This is a genomic window from Paenibacillus apis (genome assembly GCF_018333295.1).
Lineage (GTDB): Bacteria > Bacillota > Bacilli > Paenibacillales > Paenibacillaceae > Fontibacillus > Fontibacillus antibioticophila.
Map to the genome: position 1 here is coordinate 131,176 of NZ_BORS01000007.1, position 16,495 is coordinate 147,670.

A 16,495-nucleotide genomic window follows, 5' to 3' on the forward strand; every position below is an offset into this window, starting at 1 on the left:
TTTGCCTATTTTTCTGGTAAACATATTCATATATACACCTCAATTAGAAAGCGTGTGGATTGCATCATAAATTTGCTGATCTACAACCTTCAACCCATTTTTTAATTCTTCTAATGAAGTATATTTTTTATCGGATGTACGAAAAGCATCTTTGGCTAAGTCCGTAAAGAATGTCTCTGCCGGTGACCATACCTGCACCATTTCCGTAATGGATGGCATGACTACAATGTTTCCTTCACTTAAGTTATTGAATACAATTTCCGAGACTCCTCCCGTTGCTTTAGCAGCGTCGGAATGTGCCGGTATACTTCCTAATAGCTCCTGTCTTTTCATGATCATCTCGTAACTTGTGGCAAATTCCACAAAAGCAAGGCTGGCATTGGGTGCTTTGGTATAAGCGCTTATGGCATAACCATTAATACCTCCCATAGCCTTTAAAGGAATTAGTTCCGGGTTTTCTTCCGTTAAATCACCGCTTGCAGGCAGCAGGGGCAGTCCGGCCACAACCAGATTTTCTTCGGCTAAAGCTTTGGCATCCTCCGTACTCATACCCTGTTTTTCATATTCCAATGTCAGTTCTTTAATAAATAAGGAATACACATCCGGTGTGGTCATCATCGCGAAATAAGTACCATCTGCAATTCTGCTATAGCCATTTACCGTGATGGAATCGTCGATGCTCTCTTCATTCATTACAGAAGCAAGCTGCAGCAGAACATTCGCTCCGACCTCGGCATTACCCGCGGATAAACCCACTTCTTCCGGGCTCGTATTCTGATCTCCAAAGATATAACCTCCATAAGAGAACAGGAAGCCGGATGAAAAATACACGTCATATAACGAACGCATATAACCATACTTTCCTGTACCTGATTCAACGATCGATTTGGAGTATTTATATAAATCATTCCAGTTTTCTACCATATCCGGCACCTTATTCTTGTTCTTGTCCCAATTTGTTTCCCAGTCTTTAGGAAGCATATCCTTGCGATAAAATAACATGGAGGTCTGAATATTTACAGGAACGCCCATATAATAGGCTTTGCCGTCAACCTCGGACTTATAGGCATCCCATGCATGCTCCGGAATCTGGGAATAGTGCTCCAAAGACTCTGCAGGAATGGGGTAAATATGTTTACCCTCTACATATTTCATAATGGAATCATTGGCCTGATACAATACATCCGGTCCATATCCATAAGGCCCGTCATCCGCCAGATTACTGCGCTGATCCATATTAGCATCCACGGCCACAATCCCGTAATCCTTATACTTCTCATTGAACGCGTCAATTAGCTGTTTAAAATATCCCTGTTCAATAGCTGTATCGTTCTCAAGGATACGAAGGGTAACATTTCTTTCCAACTCACCGTTGTAAATGGATGTTAAAGCATCCGTCTGAGCAGACGGATCCTTTTCATTCACGGCTGCCGTCGATCCACAGCCCGTCAGTTGTCCTACAGTTAACAAGACTACAAGTAAAATTCCGAAAAATCTCTTCATGAACATCCACTCCTTTAATTTTCGTAAACTACAAATCCATCCGTTAACAAGTTGCATTCCAGCAATTTATTTTGAGCCAGTATTGTTCCTGTTGGCCTTATGGGTACTGTTTTTCCGGATTGGTTCAGAATTAATGTAATTTCACTATTTTCAAAGGTTCGAATGATATAGCACAGATTCTCATCATACGAAATACAAATCTCTCCCTTTTGTAATTCGGGCTTCTGCTTTAATGACAACAGATTCTTTATTTTCTGCATAAATGGAAGATCCCAGCGCGATTCATCCCAATCAAAACACCGCCTGTTATCCGGATCATATCCCCCCTCAAGATATAATTCCGTACCATAATAAATGCAGGGTGCCCCCACATGCACACACATAACGGCAATGGCTGAAAGTAAGCGGTCCTTATTCTTATTTACAGAGGTAAAGAAACGGTCCGTATCGTGAGAATCCAAAAGATTCAGCATCATAGCGTTAACCTGCCCGCTATTTCTCATTAACAAATGATTTAGCTTTTCAGCAAACCCCTGTGCATTAACAGTCTGGAAAGCATAATAATCCAGGCAGGCTTTGGTAAAGGCATAATTCATGATGCTGTCATACTGATCTCCCTGTAAAAATGCATTGGCATCGTGCCAGTTCTCCCCGATAATTACACAATCTGGCTTAACCTTCTTAACTGCTTCTCTCAACCTTCTCCAAAACTGATGAGAAACCTCATCCGATACATCCAGGCGCCAACCGTCGATATCGTATTCCTTGATCCAGAAGAGAGCGATATCCACTAGAAATTCTTGTACCTCTGTGTTATTGGTATTGAGCTTTGGCATATATTCACTGTAACCGAACACTTCATAATTGATGTTTTGGGTATCAATTCTGTCGCCATCAATCATAAACCAATCAAAATAAGCCGATTCTCTTCCTTTTTCAAGCACATCCTGAAATTGTGGCAGCAGATCACTGCAGTGATTGAATACCGCATCGAGTACGATCTTCATACCTCGTTGATGAGCCTCGTTCACTAGCTTATAAAGATCCTCGTTGGTTCCAAAATGCCGGTCAATTTTTTTATAATTGGATATATCATATTTATGGTTAGAGATGGACTCGAATACTGGAGTTAAATAGATGCCATTGACCCCAAGCTCTTTCAGATAATCCAGCTTTTGCGTAATGCCAGGAATATCCCCGCCTGTAAAGCTCTTGGGATTGGGTATCCCGCCCCATTCCAGATTGATATAATCCGCATCTTTATGGATCAACCCTTGATGAAAGCGGTCAATAAAAATCTCATAAAACACGGCGCCCTGCATCCACTCTACTACTTCATGGATATCATTCTTGTTGATATATGGCAGCTGAAAGGAATTGTAATAGGACAATTTAAAATCATAGGCTGAAGTGAGCCCGTCTTCTGAAAAATAGTACGTTTTCTGATTCCTCCATATTTTAAACACATAGGAGAGTCTAACATCTTCAAGCTCGAGTTCTATTTCGTAATATTTAAATAAATCATCCTTATATTTTTCTTTCATCACGGCAGTTTTTTGTTCCGCGTGGTACTTATATTTGCAGCCGTATACTACCTCTACGCGGTCTACCTTATCTTCTTTATCCATGCGCAAACGTAATATGATTGTATTTTGATTGACGGGATAACAGAATTTTGATTCAGGTATATGTAGTATTGCTTGTTTATTCATGGTATCAATTCCCTTTGTGTTTTTTCGCATATTCACAAAAATGCTAATAAAGTATATAACTAAGTCATGGATAAAAAAATTACGATAAAGGACATCGCTAAGCAGGCAGGTGTCTCGGTAGCCACAGTTTCATATGTGATTAATAACCGCACGGATCAACGAATCAGTGAAGAAACAAGGAAAAAGGTTTTGCAGATCGTCAATCTGTTGGACTATAAACCAAATTCCTCGGCGAGGTCTCTGTCTACGAGCAAAACCTATAATATCGCTCTTTACATGATGCCTGAGACTTCTCTGCTAAAACGTTCTGAGCAATTGCTTTTGATTGAAGGATTATCTGAGGCTTCGACACAGCACGGATATCATCTGATTATCCAAGATCATAAGGAAATTACAAATTTAAATCATGTAGATGCTATTTTATGTTTTGACGCCACACTTGATTTTTTCCTTCGGATCGGGGATAAGAACCTTGTTCCGGTAATTGCCATTGACTGCTTAATCGATATTCCCTGGTTCTTTCAAATTTGCAGCGATTATAAGCTGCTAAAGAAAAATGCGGATAACCATTTTGGAACTGACAATTACTCCTATATATGTCTAACTCCTAACAATGAGCTGCTAAAGTCTTTTATCTGCGATACTTTCCGTGAGGTCAAGTTTGTAAAAAATTTAAGTGATCTTTCAGAGATTTCTAATCAAAATGTTGTATATAATCAGAATGCTCTGAATGACCTTATGGCAGAAAAAGATAATTGCTGCTATCTTCCTTTTGACTTACACTCAAAAATGGAAAGGGTCTATCGCTGCATAGAGTTAGCCATCAATCGCATTCCTGATATGGAACACACCCAATTCGTATAATCATTTTGCAAAAAGCTGCCGTAAGCATTGGGCAGCTTTTTGCAAAATATACGCCGGCCTGTTTTTTATTTTGTCTTAAAGCTTACTGTCAGTTCCTTCGTTGCCGGGTCATAGATAAAGGTATACATCCCCGCTGCTTTTGCGATGATATTATCACTAGGACTGCCCTCAACAAATTCAAGTGAATTTTCGTCCTTAATATTGCTGAATTTTACATACTCATTGCCTACGCTTTCTGTATCACCGCTTTTGACTGTGGAAGTAAATAAAAATTCTTCTTTCTCAGTTAGCTGAATTGTTAAAGCAGGCAGTCCGTCTATTTCTTTGAATCTGTATTCATCCTCATAAACATCATTCCAGCCAGTCGTAATGGAACTCTTAATATAATAGGAGGTTGTCACCTCTGCTATCGCGTCCTTTGGTTCTCCGTTATAAACCCACTCAATGGTGTCATAGGGATTTGAGTTAAAATTTTCTTTCGTTGCTTCGGTGTATTCGCTATTCTCGGTATCATAGACATCGGCACCAGGATATGTAGTCAGCTTGAGGGTATAGTTGCCGGATTTAAGACATTTAATATTAGCTTTTTTAGCTTCGCTGGATTGATAATTATTTGCAGAGCCTGAAAAGTATTCGACTCCATCCTTACTTGAAGTTGTTAAATAGCCAGCCCCCCTTTGGTTAAACCAAGAAGTATTCGTCGCTAACTGGAATTCATCTCCTTCATACAAGTCCAGGCTTATGGAGTAAACGTTCTCATCCGGTTCCTTGGTTAGAATATGATTGTCATCAATCACAGTTCCCCAGTTGGAGGTGACGAGTACCGGACTCTTTCCGCTTCCAACAATAGCAAAACTCCTTGTATCTTCCTTATCTTCTAAAAAGCCTGCAAACAGTTCCATATCCGCAGTTACTGGTGTGCTAAAGTCATATTTATGGGTTAAAGAAGGTGTTGCATACCAGCCCATGAATCTAAAGCTATCTTTATTTGGGGTATATTCGCTTACTAATTCATTCTCCTTAACTTCTTCTTTCGATAATTCTGTGCTTCCGTCCATATCATAGAAAGTTACTGTATATAGACTTTTTTCTATGTTTTCTTCTGATACAGCGGGTTCTGTAGCTGAGTTTGAGTTGCCGCAAGCAGTCAACAATAAAACGCTTACAAAAATCGAAAGTAATACCATTAATATAGATCTACTTTTTCTCATACTGTATACCTCCATTCTTGGTTAACCGGTTAAGCAAAGTTTAAAATAAATGGCGTCTAAGTAAAAGACGCCTATTTCATTACCGCTTAACTGTTTAAGCAGATTTTACTATGCTCTTTATTCTATGTCAATTCTATTTTTGCCCGGTCATTCTTTCTTCGTAGTTGCTTTTACAGGCGGCAGGAGCTTCGACATATTTACAGTCCGGACGATCTCCCAGGTTGCTGAATCATTCGGATCATATTGCTCCAGGAACGTAATCACTTCCTTCGTGATCGGTGTAGGTGTCGAAGCACCCGAAGTAACTGCCACTTTCTCGATGCCCTGGAGCCACTCCAGCTTCAGCTCGGTAACATCCGCAATCCGGTAAGCCTTGACGCCGGCAATCTCCTCGGACACCTGAGCCAGCCGATTGGAGTTATTGCTTCGCGGGTCTCCGACCACAATGACCAGATCCGCCTGTCCTGCTTGCTCCGCTACCGCCTCTTGACGAACCTGTGTTGCCATACAGATCTCGTTGTGCACTTCGGCGCTCGGATATTTTTCAAGCAGCTTTTTCATAATATGCTTAATATCCCACTGACTCATCGTGGTCTGGTTGGTAATAACAATCCGATCCGCATGAACCTCCAGCGTCTCGATTTCTTCTTCCTTCTCGATCAAGTGTACCTTTCCAGGGGCGGCTCCTACTGCGCCTTCCGGCTCGGGGTGGCCCTTTTTACCGATATAAATGATCTCGTATCCGTCGGCTACCTTCTCTTCGATCAGAACATGCGTCTTGGTCACATCGGGACAAGTCGCATCCACGGTAGTCAATCCTTTATCCCGTGCCAGCTTGCGCACTTCAGGCGATACACCATGTGCGGTAAAGATTACCGTTCCCTTGGTAACCTGACTTAGAATTTCCATCCGATTCGGGCCATCCAGCGTAATAATGCCCTCATCCTCGAAGGATTGGGTGACATGACTATTGTGCACAATCATGCCGAGTATATAGATCGGGCGCGGCAAATCGAGATTCTTGGCTGCTTGTCTGGCAAGCACCATAGCATCGACAACTCCGTAACAATAGCCGCGCGGCGAGATTTTTAAGACTTCCATGATTATTCCCATTCCTTTCGCTTCGCTCAAGGCACAAAACGGAATGAAATCCGTTCAACTGTGAGCGTTTTTTTGTATTCTTTATATGCAGGGATACCAGTACACTACAAATCACGCGGAGGTGAGTGGGCCGCTTTTTTTGACAAAGCGACCGCATGATTATATGTGTAGATTGCCTTTCCAAGCACAAATAAGTGTCGCTTCGAGCACGCAGACTTATCTTTGTATAAACAACTCGTTTATTGCTGGGCAATCAGTCCCTGCTGGCTATCCCTGTATATCCTCGAAAGGAGATTTCCTATGGCTTTAAAGATTGTCTACCCCGTCTGTTGTGGAATTGACGTTCACAAAACCTTTGTGGTCGCCTGTATTGCTTCCACTAACAGCAAAGGTGTCACGACTTACAAACGCCATCGCTTTTCGACCTTTACCAAAGGACTGAACGAGCTGTCACAGTGGCTTTGTGAGAATTACTGCAAGGATGTCTGTATGGAATCGACCGGGAAATACTGGATTCCCGTGTTCAACATTCTGGAGCACTCCTGCAACATCACTTTGGCTCATCCGAAATACGTCAAGGCCATTCGCGGCAAGAAGACGGACAAAAAGGACGCTCAGTGGATTGCCGATCTGTTCAAGCATGACCTTGTGGCTGGAAGCTTTATGCCCCCTTTGCCGATTCGGCAGCTACGCGACCTGATGCGCTATCGCTTCAAGCTGACAAATTTCACATCAAGCGAGAAAAATCGGCTCCAAAACAGCTTGACGGTCTCGAACATCCAAATCGGAAACGTCGTTTCGGATACGTTCGGGAAAAGCTCCATGAACATTATTAACAAATTGCTGGACAATCCGCTGGATACGTCTTTTGACATCAAATCGCTCGTTCACGGCTCCGTGAAAGAGAAACTTCCTGAACTGGAGCTCGCGATTGACGGGCTCATTACGCCCGAACAGGCCGGAAAAATCAAGATCATCAAGCAACATTACGAAGATCTTGAAGCACGTAAGTCAGACCTGGAATCTATTATCCTTTCGCTTGCCGAGTCCTACTCCGAGGAGATCAACCTAATCTTGACTGTTCCGTCCTTCAAAAACATCTTTTCCGCCATTGCAGTGGTCTCGGAAATCGGTGTGAATATGGACGTGTTCCCAACAGCCAAGCATCTGTGCTCCTGGGCAGGACTCACTCCCACAAACAATGAGAGTGCTGGCAAGAAAAAGTCAGTAAGGATTTCGAGAGCGGGTGTCTACATCAAACCTCTTCTTGTACAGTGTGCCACTGCTGTAGTCAAAAGCGAAAAACATCTCGAAATCCGAAACCGCTATTTACAACTGAAGAAGCGCAGAGGCCATAAACGTGCAATTATTGCGATTGCCCGTATGCTGTTAACAGCTATCTACCACATCTTAAAGAGCAAGGAACCCTATAACCCTGACTTATACAAAAAATCCGACGTTCGTCCAGTACACCGTGAAATCACGATAGAACAAGCGATTTTATTGGCACAATCCCAAGGTTACCGCATTATGGCGGAAGCAACCTGATCTCTCTTGCCTCCAAAAATACCATAAACTACCATAAAAGTCGTTTTGCGAACGGCTTATTTGATGTGCCTATTTCCCTTAATGCGTGCGTTGCTCTAGATTTCAGACTTCCTAACCTCCTTGCTTATTGTACCTTCTTCTCCGTAATAAAAGAGAGAGGCCTTGAAGCCTCTCCATTATAGCTTATTCTGGAAGAGCGTGAAAGACGGCCGGAAGCCAGATCACAAATGTCGTGCCCTCCCCAAGGCGGGTAAGCACTTCCACGGACCCCTCATGCTCGTCAATAATCCACTTGGCAATCGACAATCCCAAGCCCGTGCCCGGAGTTACTCCACGGGAAGGATCCGCCCGATAGAAGCGTTCAAAGATATGCGGCACCTCGCTTCGGTCCATGCCAATGCCCGTATCCGAAATCCGCAGGCCAATCTGCTCATCTGCCCGTATCGCATCCATCGTCACACTGCCGGAAGGTGTATATTTAAAGGCATTCTCTATAAAGATAAATAACATTTGCTGCAAATAATCCTTGTTTCCATTTACCGAGACGGCCCCAAGCATACTCATATCGCCCTGAATCCAGGTCGCATTCCTTGGAAGGAACTGAGCACGCCGAATGACTTCCTCCACAAGCGGTTCAAGCGGCAGCATTTCCTTCGCCATAATCTGCCCTGCATCCGCCCGCGCCAGTGACAGCATATCATTGACCAATCTGCTCATTCGCTCGGACTCCCCGGCAATATCAGTAACTGCTTCGAGCGACAGCTTCCGAATGGCCTCAGCATCCATGCCGGACATCTCTTCCTCCTCGGATTGCCATATCTTTTTGAGCAGATCCACATTTCCACGAATCGTGGTCAAGGGGGTTCTCAATTCATGAGAAGCATCCGAGACAAATCTGCGCTGCGTGGAATAAGCCTCATCCAAATCATTATAGAAGCCTTCCATCCGCCCCAGCATCGAATTGACAGTCCCGATCAGACCGCCGATCTCATCATGCGGTCCCTCATAATCAATCCGCACACTAAGATCATTGCCGGTCTGAATGCCGTTTGCCGCCTCGATCACCTTGCCGATCGGTTCCATGGATTTGCGGGCAAGGAACAAGCCGAATGTACTGGCCAGCACAACCGAGATTAATCCGCCGATAAACAGAATCGATTTCATCCGCTCCAGCAGCCGATCCTCCGCCCCCGTATAGGCACCCAATTGCACAAGACCAATGACCTTGCCGTTCAAATGGATCGGAACCTGGTACAGGATAAAAGAATAGCCGCTTATCGTCATATTCTGAAAACCATTGCTATCAGAAGCTGAATTTACCTCAGGAACAGGGAATACCAGCTCCCGATCCAGCATATTGCGTGAGAATCGCGAATTTCCACTCGTATAATTATGAATCTGAACATACAGCTGCGCATCCTCAAGCCGCTGAGCCTGGGACGGCTCCAGGTAAAAGTCAAGTCCCTGCGTAAGGCTGAAGTTCTGCGAGTTCACAATGCGCTCCGCCTGTTCAACCAGCCGATTCTTTACCTCTCCATACGTATAAAAACGGACAAAGCCGTAGATTGAAGCTCCAAACAACACCAGCATAACGGCCAGAATGCTCGTATACCATGCGGTCAGCCGCCATTTTATAGACATGCCTAGGAATCCCCTCTCAAAATATAACCCGCGCCGCGGATGGTCTGAATAAGGCGCTTGCCGCCATGTTCCTCTGTCTTTTGCCGCAGCATGGCAATATAAACCTCCAACACATTCGACTCGCCGCTATAATCGTAGCCCCATATTTTATCCATAATCAAATCCCGGGTCAATAGACGCTTCGGGTTCTGCATGAACAGGTGGAGCAGATCGAACTCCTTCGCCGTCAATTCCAGGCGCCGCCCGCTTCTCAGCACTTCCCGGGAATCCATGTCCATAATGATATCCTCGAAGGCGAGTCGCTGTCCGGCGGTCTCATCCGGCTTCGTCTCCTTACGCCGCAGCAGCGCGCGCACCCGGGCCAGAAGCTCCTCCAGCGCAAACGGCTTGACGAGATAATCGTCCGCTCCTGTATCCAGGCCCTTTACCCGGTTCTCCACTTCATCCTTGGCCGTCAGCATCAGAACAGGCACCGAGCTGCCCCCCTCGCGCAGCCTGCGGCATACCTCGAAGCCATCCATCTGCGGCATCATGACATCCAGGATAATCAGATCCGGATCTGCAGCCATGACCGTGGACAAGCCCTCTGCCCCATTACGGGCCGTATGCACATCATATCCCTCAAAGGCAAGCCCGCGCCGCAGCATGGAGGTAATCTTCTCATCATCATCTATGACCAGAATGGACGATCTCATGCTTATCTCCCCTTAACCTCTTGTTCAATACAACTATTTTATCAGATCATCGCTAAAAGTGCGTGTTCAAAAAGTCAGCTTTTCAGCACCAAGAAGGCTGCGAGAACCTGAAGAAGGAGGAACGGAGTGTAGGCAGCACCTACATGAGCGAAATGCTTCCAAAGGAAGCATACCTCGTAAGCATCCGCTTGGACTTCTAGGGTGAACGCAAGATTCGATGTCGAGTCACCCCCTTGGAACACTTCGTGATCAAAAGCTGACTTTTTGAACAACCTTTAAAAGCGGCAGGCTTCCGCCTGCCGCCCGTTTAATCCTTTACATTACTCCAGGTTAAAATCATTCTTGTTGCCAATCGTGATCTTCAAATCCAGTTTGCGGTCATCTCTCACAACGTTAAACGTGACCTCCGCGCCAACCTCTTGACTCTGAATGTATTCAATCAGAGATTCCTTGGTCGCAAAGCTCTTGCCATCTGCTCCTGTAATGATGTCATAAGGACGCAGGTCCGCAAGATAAGCCGGCGATTTGTAGACGATATCCGATACGACAGAGCCTTCCTTCACGTCGGTTCCCATTTGTCTTGCAACCTCATCCGTCATCGTCATCAGCGTCGCTCCAATGAACGGCACCGGTTTTTGCGGAATCTTCTCATTATTCTTCAATTTGTCCAATACTTCAGTAATGGTGCTGGTAGGAATGGCGAAGCCGATCCCTTGAGCATCCGAGCTGACAGCCACATTGATGCCGACGACCTCACCGCTCAGGTTGAGCAGCGGACCACCCGAGTTCCCTGGGTTAATCGAAGCATCCGTTTGCAGCAGGTGTTCGTATTCACGGTTCTTTTCACCGTTTTCTCCTGCAATCGTAATGCTCCGTTCCTTGGCGCTCAGCACCCCGGTAGTAACCGTATGGTCAAAGCCCTGCGGGTTCCCGATCGCAACCAGCCATTCGCCCACCGAAGCATCATCAGAATTAGCAAGCGGAATCGAAGGGAAGCTATCGTCTCCTTCAATCTTTAAGACTGCCAAGTCCAATTCATAGCTCGTGCCGAGCACCTTGGCTTCATAAGGCTTCTCGGTTCCCTGTACCGTAACCTGTACTACATCCGCATTATGAACCACATGTTCGTTCGTTAGGATATAGCCTGTATTTTCAAAAATAAAGCCGGAGCCAATCCCCGTCGGCACCAGTTGATCGGAAGATCCGCCCTGGCTTCCCGAGTCATTGCCCTGGCTGCCTCCGTAGTAATCGTCCCCGAAGAAGAAACGGTAGAACGGATCGTTGCTGCCATATGGGCTGGTATTTGACCTTTGTTTGCTGGAGCTTACCAGGGTCTCGATTTTTACCACTGCTGGCCCGGCCTGATTCACTACATTCGTAACATCGCCAGGATTGGTGATCGTATAAGAAGCTTGTGTTGCTTGCGAAGAGGATGAGCTTCCGCTTCCTGCGCCTTGTGCAGCAGACTGCGGTGCCGATGCCGGAACCGAAGCCTGATCACCCGTGAACAGATTCGTCCGGTCTGCATAGATCATGCCTCCGGTCATAATCAGCATACCGGCAAGCACGCTTGCCGCAATCGATTTAAAGGACGTCTTCTTCGGAGCCTTGGCATTGAACTGCCAATTTCCCGAATGCTTCGCAGGAGGAGCGCTGCTGCTTCCGCCTCCCTGACCACCGAAACTGCCCAGCCCGTCTGTCCGGCGAACCTCCTCTTGCATAGAAGGAATCGGACGAACCGGTTGCGGTCTTGTGATCTCTACATCCTCCGCCTCACGCTGCTGCTCGAGAATCGAATCCAGCGGGTTCTCGCGCTTCTCGCTTCCGTAGGATTGGAAGGGACCGTAGGAGTAATAGTAGGAGCCTTGGGTTTCTTTCTTGGGTTCTGCTTGCTCATTCATATCGTTATGTTGGCTGTCGTCCCCGAAAGGTTGACCGGATTTGTATTTTTCGTCATTCATGTCGCTTGCCCTCCTTCCCCTGATTGCTGCAGGGGTAACTTGTTTTCTTGATCTTATTTTGTACTATAAACCTTAAACATACCTTAAAAACAATTAAAAAGGAGATAAAAGCGAATGAGTGCTGAAAAATTCTTATTAAAGTACGTGTTCAAAAAGTCAGCTTTTCAGCACCGAGAAGGTTGTGAGAACCCGAAGAAGGAGGAACGGAGTGTAGGCAAAACCTACATGAGTACCGGACTTCGAGGGTGAACGCAAGATTCGATGTCGAATGCCCCTCTTGAATTACTTCGTGATCAAAAGCTGACTTTTTGAACTTCCTCTACTATGATTTGCTGACCCAGCCCTGACGATGGGCATAGATAGCCAATTGAGTCCGATCCTCCAGTTCGCATTTCATAAGCAAATTGCTCACATGCGTCTTCACCGTTTTAATACTAATATGAAGCTCTTCTCCGATATCCTTATTGCTCTTGCCTTCCGCAATCAGCATCAATACTTCCTTCTCCCGATCCGTCAGCCCTGAATCGCTGCCTTGCACACTTCGCTGGCGAAGTCCCCGTGTCAATGCCTGTGCGACATCCCCTGTCATTACCGGCATCCCCCGATAAGCTCCTTGCAGTGCATAGATCAGCTCTTCCGCAGATACGGTCTTCAGAACATAGCTGACCGCCCCGGCCTCCACGGCCTGAACCACAAGCTCATCCTCCAAAAAGCTGGTCAAAATAACGATCTTGAGTCCCGGAAACCTCGCCAGAATTGCAGCAGTAGCTTCTGCTCCATTCATTACCGGCATCATCAGGTCCATCAGTATCAGATCCGGCAGCATGGACGCCTCCCGGGCCTCCAGAGCTTGAAGAGCCTCCATCCCGTCCCCGGCCTCTGCTATGACTTCAAATGCAGGATCCAGCATGAGATAAGTCTTCAAGCCCATCCTCACCATGTCGTGATCGTCAACAATCATCACCTTAATCTTACTGCTCATGATCCGCTCTCCCCTTCTCATCCTCGAACTTGGGTATATGTACACGAATGGTCGTCCCCGCTCCGGACTTGCTGATAATCTCAACATGTCCGCCCAGCTTCTCCGCGCGCTCTCGCATCGTCGTCAGTCCATAAGAGCCCTGCTTCTGTCCGTTCCCGCTAAAGCCCTGCCCGTCATCACTAATCGCAAGCACAACCTGTCTGGGCCCTTCCTTAAGAGACAGACTGACCAGCTGTGCTCCCGCATGCTTGACGATGTTCGCCATCGCCTCCTGAATGATCAGGAACAGCTGATGCTCCTTGGCCTCCGATATGTGTCCCTGCACATCCATCTCCTTGATGCCCTTCAGCCCATTTTGACGGCAATAATCCGGGAACCACTGATCCAGCGCTTCAGGCAGCGTCTTCCCGACAAGCTCCATAGGACGAAGCTGTGCTATTAAGGCCCGCATCTGCTTCTGTGCCGTATTAGACATCTGGATCAGTTGATCCATCACCGCATTGGCCTGATCCGCATTCATTTCCAAGACCTTAGGCAATGAAGAAGCCGCCATATGAATAGCAAAAAGCTGCTGACTAACCGTATCATGAAGATCACGGGCAAGCCTGCGGCGTTCTTCCAGCACTGCTCCTTCGACCATTCTGTCCTTTTCGAGAATCTCCTGCTCCCCTAATTGCTGAAGCAGCTGCATCTTCTTCTCCACAGCCTCGGTCATATTATTGAACTCCCGATAGAGTCCGGCAAAGGTCTGATCCACCGTATCCGGCAGTCGAACAGACAAATTTCCTTTTGCCACCTGAAGCATCTGCAGATGCAGCAGATCAATCCTGCCCTGGATCCGGCGTCCGGCAATATAACCGATAATCAGTGTGGCCACCACAACGAAGGTGATTCCATAGGTCAACACCCGCGGATCACGAACATGAATGACACCCGCCTTATACCCGCCATAGAGGAGAACTGCCGCCAGACTTCCTGTTAACAGAAAGTATAGCAGCAGCCCCCATTTCGTATTTTTCAGAATCCGTTGAACCATCATAAGCTAACCCACCGTATTCACTTTCACATCGCCGATAAATACGCTCACGATCAGTTTTACCCGTTTGCTTGCTTCATGATAGGAAGGGGATTGAGCCTGTACATTGCTCATGAAGCCTCCCTGCTTCTGCTTCAATATCTTCAAATCTCCGATAAAAGCATTGGATACCGCGCTGATTCCCAGGTCGATGTCTTCCGGAACAAAGATCTTCACGTCGCCGATGAAGGCTGAGACGTTGATTTTCGTCTCTCCATATGGAATCTGCGCCTTCGTCAGGTCAATTACCGTATCCCCGATAAAATGAGAAATGTTTGTCGGCCGGAGCTCAAAGTAATCCTCTCCCAGATGAACATCTCCGATAAACCCTGCTTTATTAAACGTTTCACGCTTGCCGGAGGATTCCGTTCCGTCATTGAAGTAATTCTGATGGTGAGTATGATTTCCAAAATCTTGGTTATGCATATCTTTCCATCCCTTGTCCTTACCGCCATGCTGCTTCTCCAAGCCGTCAAACATCGAATCCAAAGACGATTTCATCTCCGGGATATATTGATCAGGAATTGGCGGTACCGGAGGTTGAGATGGTGCTGGCGGTATATCATAGTCTTCCGGGCCAGTTCCGCACTTCTTGCGGCTGCGCGGTTTGAGCAGTACATTCAATCCTCCGATAATTAACAGCAGCGGGAAGAAAAAGCGAAAGAAATCTCCCGGCGATAAATCGATCATACCCAAATTCCGGGCAAGAAAATAACCGCCGATCAGCATTAGAACGGCACTTCCGATAAAGCTTGAGCCCCGCCAATTTCCGCTGCCCAGCTGGGATAAGCCAGCGAGAATCAGAAAGACAGGCCAATACGTTGAGAATAGCTCGCCGATACTGATCGTTGCAATCCCTAACTGATTTAATAAAAATAAAGTACCAATGCTAATTAGCACCAGTCCGCCGATCAAGCGTCCCCATAATCCGTTCCTCATCGATAATCCCTCCAAATAGACTAAAGCTTGCTGAGGGCAACGTGTAAAGTGCTTTACACTTATGCCTTCTCATGCAACTTCCCCTAGGTTGACTTATTTATCTACAGTTTACCTTAGTCGCTTCTGATTACAACAGCGGCGCAGGATGGAAATCGAACTCGGTCTTCAGGCGGAGGGATATGGGATTTTAAGGAAATTGAATTCATCCTAAAAAAGGCGCCCTCTGCAGGACGCCTGTTGCTCACTCATCTTGTTATTTCTGTTGCTGATTGGAGGCCTGATGCGAAGCTTTGGCTTTTTGCGCAATCGTCGCATTGCTTTCCTCTGCAAACTCGGCGTTGAACTTCTCGTTAGGCGTTTTATAGCCTGGCGATTCAGCCTTATTTTTCTTTGCCACTTGTATTCACCTCCCCTGTGCATTACAGAAAGTATTATGCATACAAGTAAGGTGAATTATGCAAAGCCCTGAACTGGAAAATCAAATGATTTGATCCCACATATGATCAGGAATTTCCTTGCTGACCTCCATCGCTTTTCCAAGCTTGCTCAGCATATCCTCCGTCAGCTTACCGCTTCCCTTGCGGATAATCTGAACCTCAACCTCTTTCTTGCCCCACTCCTTGAACACCTGCTTGGTGGTCTTGAAGTACAGATCAATCTTGTTCCCCTTGATCGCAGAGCCTTTATCCGCCACGATTCCGTAGCCATAGCCCGGAATATAAAGGACCGTTCCGATCGGAAAGACCTTCAGATCGGCGGCAATGGTCGAAATCGTATCCTTATCACGTCTTACCTTGACGCCGGAGTATGTGATTCCATACTGCGGATGGTTCGGATGCTTGCCCGTCGATTCATAGCCAGCCGTATAACCTGTAGCAACGACCTTGACCTTCTTGGCGGCTTTAGCAGTCTCATTCGCAGCTGTCGCTACCGTACTGTTCTGCGTATTCTTCTGCTCTTGCCTAGCCAGCACCGGTGTTAACTGGTTGCTCTGATTCCGCTCAAGCCTCACATGGAATTTCTCCAGACGTTGAGCCATCGTTTCGTATTGCTCCATTCGGAGCTCTAGTGTATATCCGTTCATTACATTTCCAGTGTGATCATTCATAGCCTGAAGCTTGCTGTCTGCGGCGATCGCCTGGACTAGGAGAACCGTCATTAACAGTGCAATTACAGTTCTCCGCCACATAGCAAATTGGCGCATATGAAAACCTCCCCCTTAATGCGAAGGTTTTCCACATGCGCCTTGGTTTATACATTCAT

Annotated in this window: 14 protein-coding genes; 2 read left to right on the plus strand and 12 right to left on the minus strand. The window is 46.3% G+C overall.

What is annotated here, in order from left to right:
- Positions 1–39: 39 nt before the first annotated feature.
- Positions 40–1,503 (minus strand): sugar ABC transporter substrate-binding protein, encoded by a 1,464-nt coding sequence (locus tag KI362_RS11870; RefSeq protein ID WP_301627395.1) that lies wholly within the window; start codon positions 1,501–1,503, stop codon positions 40–42.
- 14 nt (positions 1,504–1,517) lie between these two features.
- Positions 1,518–3,215: a glycoside hydrolase family 13 protein gene (locus KI362_RS11875; protein ID WP_301627396.1), complete on the minus strand. Its 1,698-nt coding sequence runs from the start codon at positions 3,213–3,215 to the stop codon at positions 1,518–1,520.
- Between the two features lie 66 nt (positions 3,216–3,281).
- Between KI362_RS11875 and KI362_RS11880 the strand changes: the two genes are divergently transcribed.
- Entirely contained in the window at positions 3,282–4,079 is a 798-nt protein-coding gene (locus tag KI362_RS11880) for a LacI family DNA-binding transcriptional regulator (protein WP_212940851.1), read from the plus strand.
- Positions 4,080–4,144: 65 nt separating this feature from the next.
- Here the strand turns inward: KI362_RS11880 and KI362_RS11885 are convergent, their stop codons facing one another.
- Together KI362_RS11885 and KI362_RS11890 are read right to left on the minus strand one after the other, a co-directional pair.
- Complete coding sequence (locus KI362_RS11885; RefSeq protein WP_301627397.1) at positions 4,145–5,290, minus strand: InlB B-repeat-containing protein; 1,146 nt, start codon at positions 5,288–5,290, stop codon at positions 4,145–4,147.
- A 147-nt stretch (positions 5,291–5,437) separates the two neighbouring features.
- Positions 5,438–6,391, minus strand: coding sequence for a 4-hydroxy-3-methylbut-2-enyl diphosphate reductase (locus KI362_RS11890; protein WP_212940847.1), 954 nt, complete (start codon positions 6,389–6,391; stop codon positions 5,438–5,440).
- A 300-nt stretch (positions 6,392–6,691) separates the two neighbouring features.
- Between KI362_RS11890 and KI362_RS11895 the strand changes: the two genes are divergently transcribed.
- Entirely contained in the window at positions 6,692–7,939 is a 1,248-nt protein-coding gene (locus KI362_RS11895; protein ID WP_301627398.1) for an IS110 family transposase, read from the plus strand.
- A gap of 183 nt (positions 7,940–8,122) precedes the next feature.
- On the opposite strand, the gene KI362_RS11900 is transcribed toward KI362_RS11895, so the two are convergent.
- The 8 genes from KI362_RS11900 to KI362_RS11935 form a co-directional block, all read right to left on the minus strand.
- Positions 8,123–9,580 carry a sensor histidine kinase gene (locus tag KI362_RS11900; protein ID WP_301627399.1) on the minus strand — a complete coding sequence of 486 codons (1,458 nt, stop codon included), beginning with the start codon at positions 9,578–9,580 and terminating at the stop codon, positions 8,123–8,125.
- 2 nt (positions 9,581–9,582) lie between these two features.
- Entirely contained in the window at positions 9,583–10,275 is a 693-nt protein-coding gene (locus KI362_RS11905; protein ID WP_301627400.1) for a response regulator transcription factor, read from the minus strand.
- 320 nt (positions 10,276–10,595) lie between these two features.
- The gene (locus KI362_RS11910; protein WP_301627401.1) at positions 10,596–12,236 is read right to left on the minus strand and encodes a S1C family serine protease; all 1,641 of its coding nucleotides are present in this window, start codon (positions 12,234–12,236) and stop codon (positions 10,596–10,598) included.
- A gap of 322 nt (positions 12,237–12,558) precedes the next feature.
- A complete protein-coding gene (locus KI362_RS11915; protein ID WP_301627402.1) occupies positions 12,559–13,218 on the minus strand; it encodes a response regulator in 660 nt (219 codons plus the stop codon).
- Positions 13,208–14,257 (minus strand): sensor histidine kinase, encoded by a 1,050-nt coding sequence (locus KI362_RS11920; protein ID WP_301627403.1) that lies wholly within the window; start codon positions 14,255–14,257, stop codon positions 13,208–13,210. Before KI362_RS11920 ends, KI362_RS11915 begins: the two co-directional genes overlap by 11 nt.
- A 3-nt stretch (positions 14,258–14,260) precedes the next feature.
- The gene (liaF, locus tag KI362_RS11925) at positions 14,261–15,232 is read right to left on the minus strand and encodes a cell wall-active antibiotics response protein LiaF (RefSeq protein WP_301627404.1); all 972 of its coding nucleotides are present in this window, start codon (positions 15,230–15,232) and stop codon (positions 14,261–14,263) included.
- Positions 15,233–15,485: 253 nt separating this feature from the next.
- Complete coding sequence (locus KI362_RS11930; RefSeq protein ID WP_187375126.1) at positions 15,486–15,629, minus strand: hypothetical protein; 144 nt, start codon at positions 15,627–15,629, stop codon at positions 15,486–15,488.
- 81 nt (positions 15,630–15,710) lie between these two features.
- Positions 15,711–16,436, minus strand: coding sequence for a 3D domain-containing protein (locus KI362_RS11935; protein WP_044477645.1), 726 nt, complete (start codon positions 16,434–16,436; stop codon positions 15,711–15,713).
- Positions 16,437–16,495 lie beyond the last annotated feature (59 nt).

Excerpts from the sequence above, each read along its gene's own strand:
- KI362_RS11890 (WP_212940847.1), bottom strand. The coding sequence starts at position 6,391 with ATGGAAGTCTTAAAAATCTCGCCGCGCGGCTATTGTTACGGAGTTGTC.
- KI362_RS11895 (WP_301627398.1), top strand. The coding sequence starts at position 6,692 with ATGGCTTTAAAGATTGTCTACCCCGTCTGTTGTGGAATTGACGTTCAC.
- KI362_RS11880 (WP_212940851.1), top strand. The coding sequence starts at position 3,282 with ATGGATAAAAAAATTACGATAAAGGACATCGCTAAGCAGGCAGGTGTC.
- KI362_RS11920 (WP_301627403.1), bottom strand. The coding sequence starts at position 14,257 with ATGATGGTTCAACGGATTCTGAAAAATACGAAATGGGGGCTGCTGCTA.
- KI362_RS11935 (WP_044477645.1), bottom strand. The coding sequence starts at position 16,436 with ATGCGCCAATTTGCTATGTGGCGGAGAACTGTAATTGCACTGTTAATG.
- KI362_RS11910 (WP_301627401.1), bottom strand. The coding sequence starts at position 12,236 with ATGAATGACGAAAAATACAAATCCGGTCAACCTTTCGGGGACGACAGC.
- liaF (WP_301627404.1), bottom strand. The coding sequence starts at position 15,232 with ATGAGGAACGGATTATGGGGACGCTTGATCGGCGGACTGGTGCTAATT.
- KI362_RS11870 (WP_301627395.1), bottom strand. The coding sequence starts at position 1,503 with ATGAAGAGATTTTTCGGAATTTTACTTGTAGTCTTGTTAACTGTAGGA.
- KI362_RS11875 (WP_301627396.1), bottom strand. The coding sequence starts at position 3,215 with ATGAATAAACAAGCAATACTACATATACCTGAATCAAAATTCTGTTAT.
- KI362_RS11915 (WP_301627402.1), bottom strand. The coding sequence starts at position 13,218 with ATGAGCAGTAAGATTAAGGTGATGATTGTTGACGATCACGACATGGTG.
- KI362_RS11885 (WP_301627397.1), bottom strand. The coding sequence starts at position 5,290 with ATGAGAAAAAGTAGATCTATATTAATGGTATTACTTTCGATTTTTGTA.
- KI362_RS11905 (WP_301627400.1), bottom strand. The coding sequence starts at position 10,275 with ATGAGATCGTCCATTCTGGTCATAGATGATGATGAGAAGATTACCTCC.
- KI362_RS11900 (WP_301627399.1), bottom strand. The coding sequence starts at position 9,580 with ATGTCTATAAAATGGCGGCTGACCGCATGGTATACGAGCATTCTGGCC.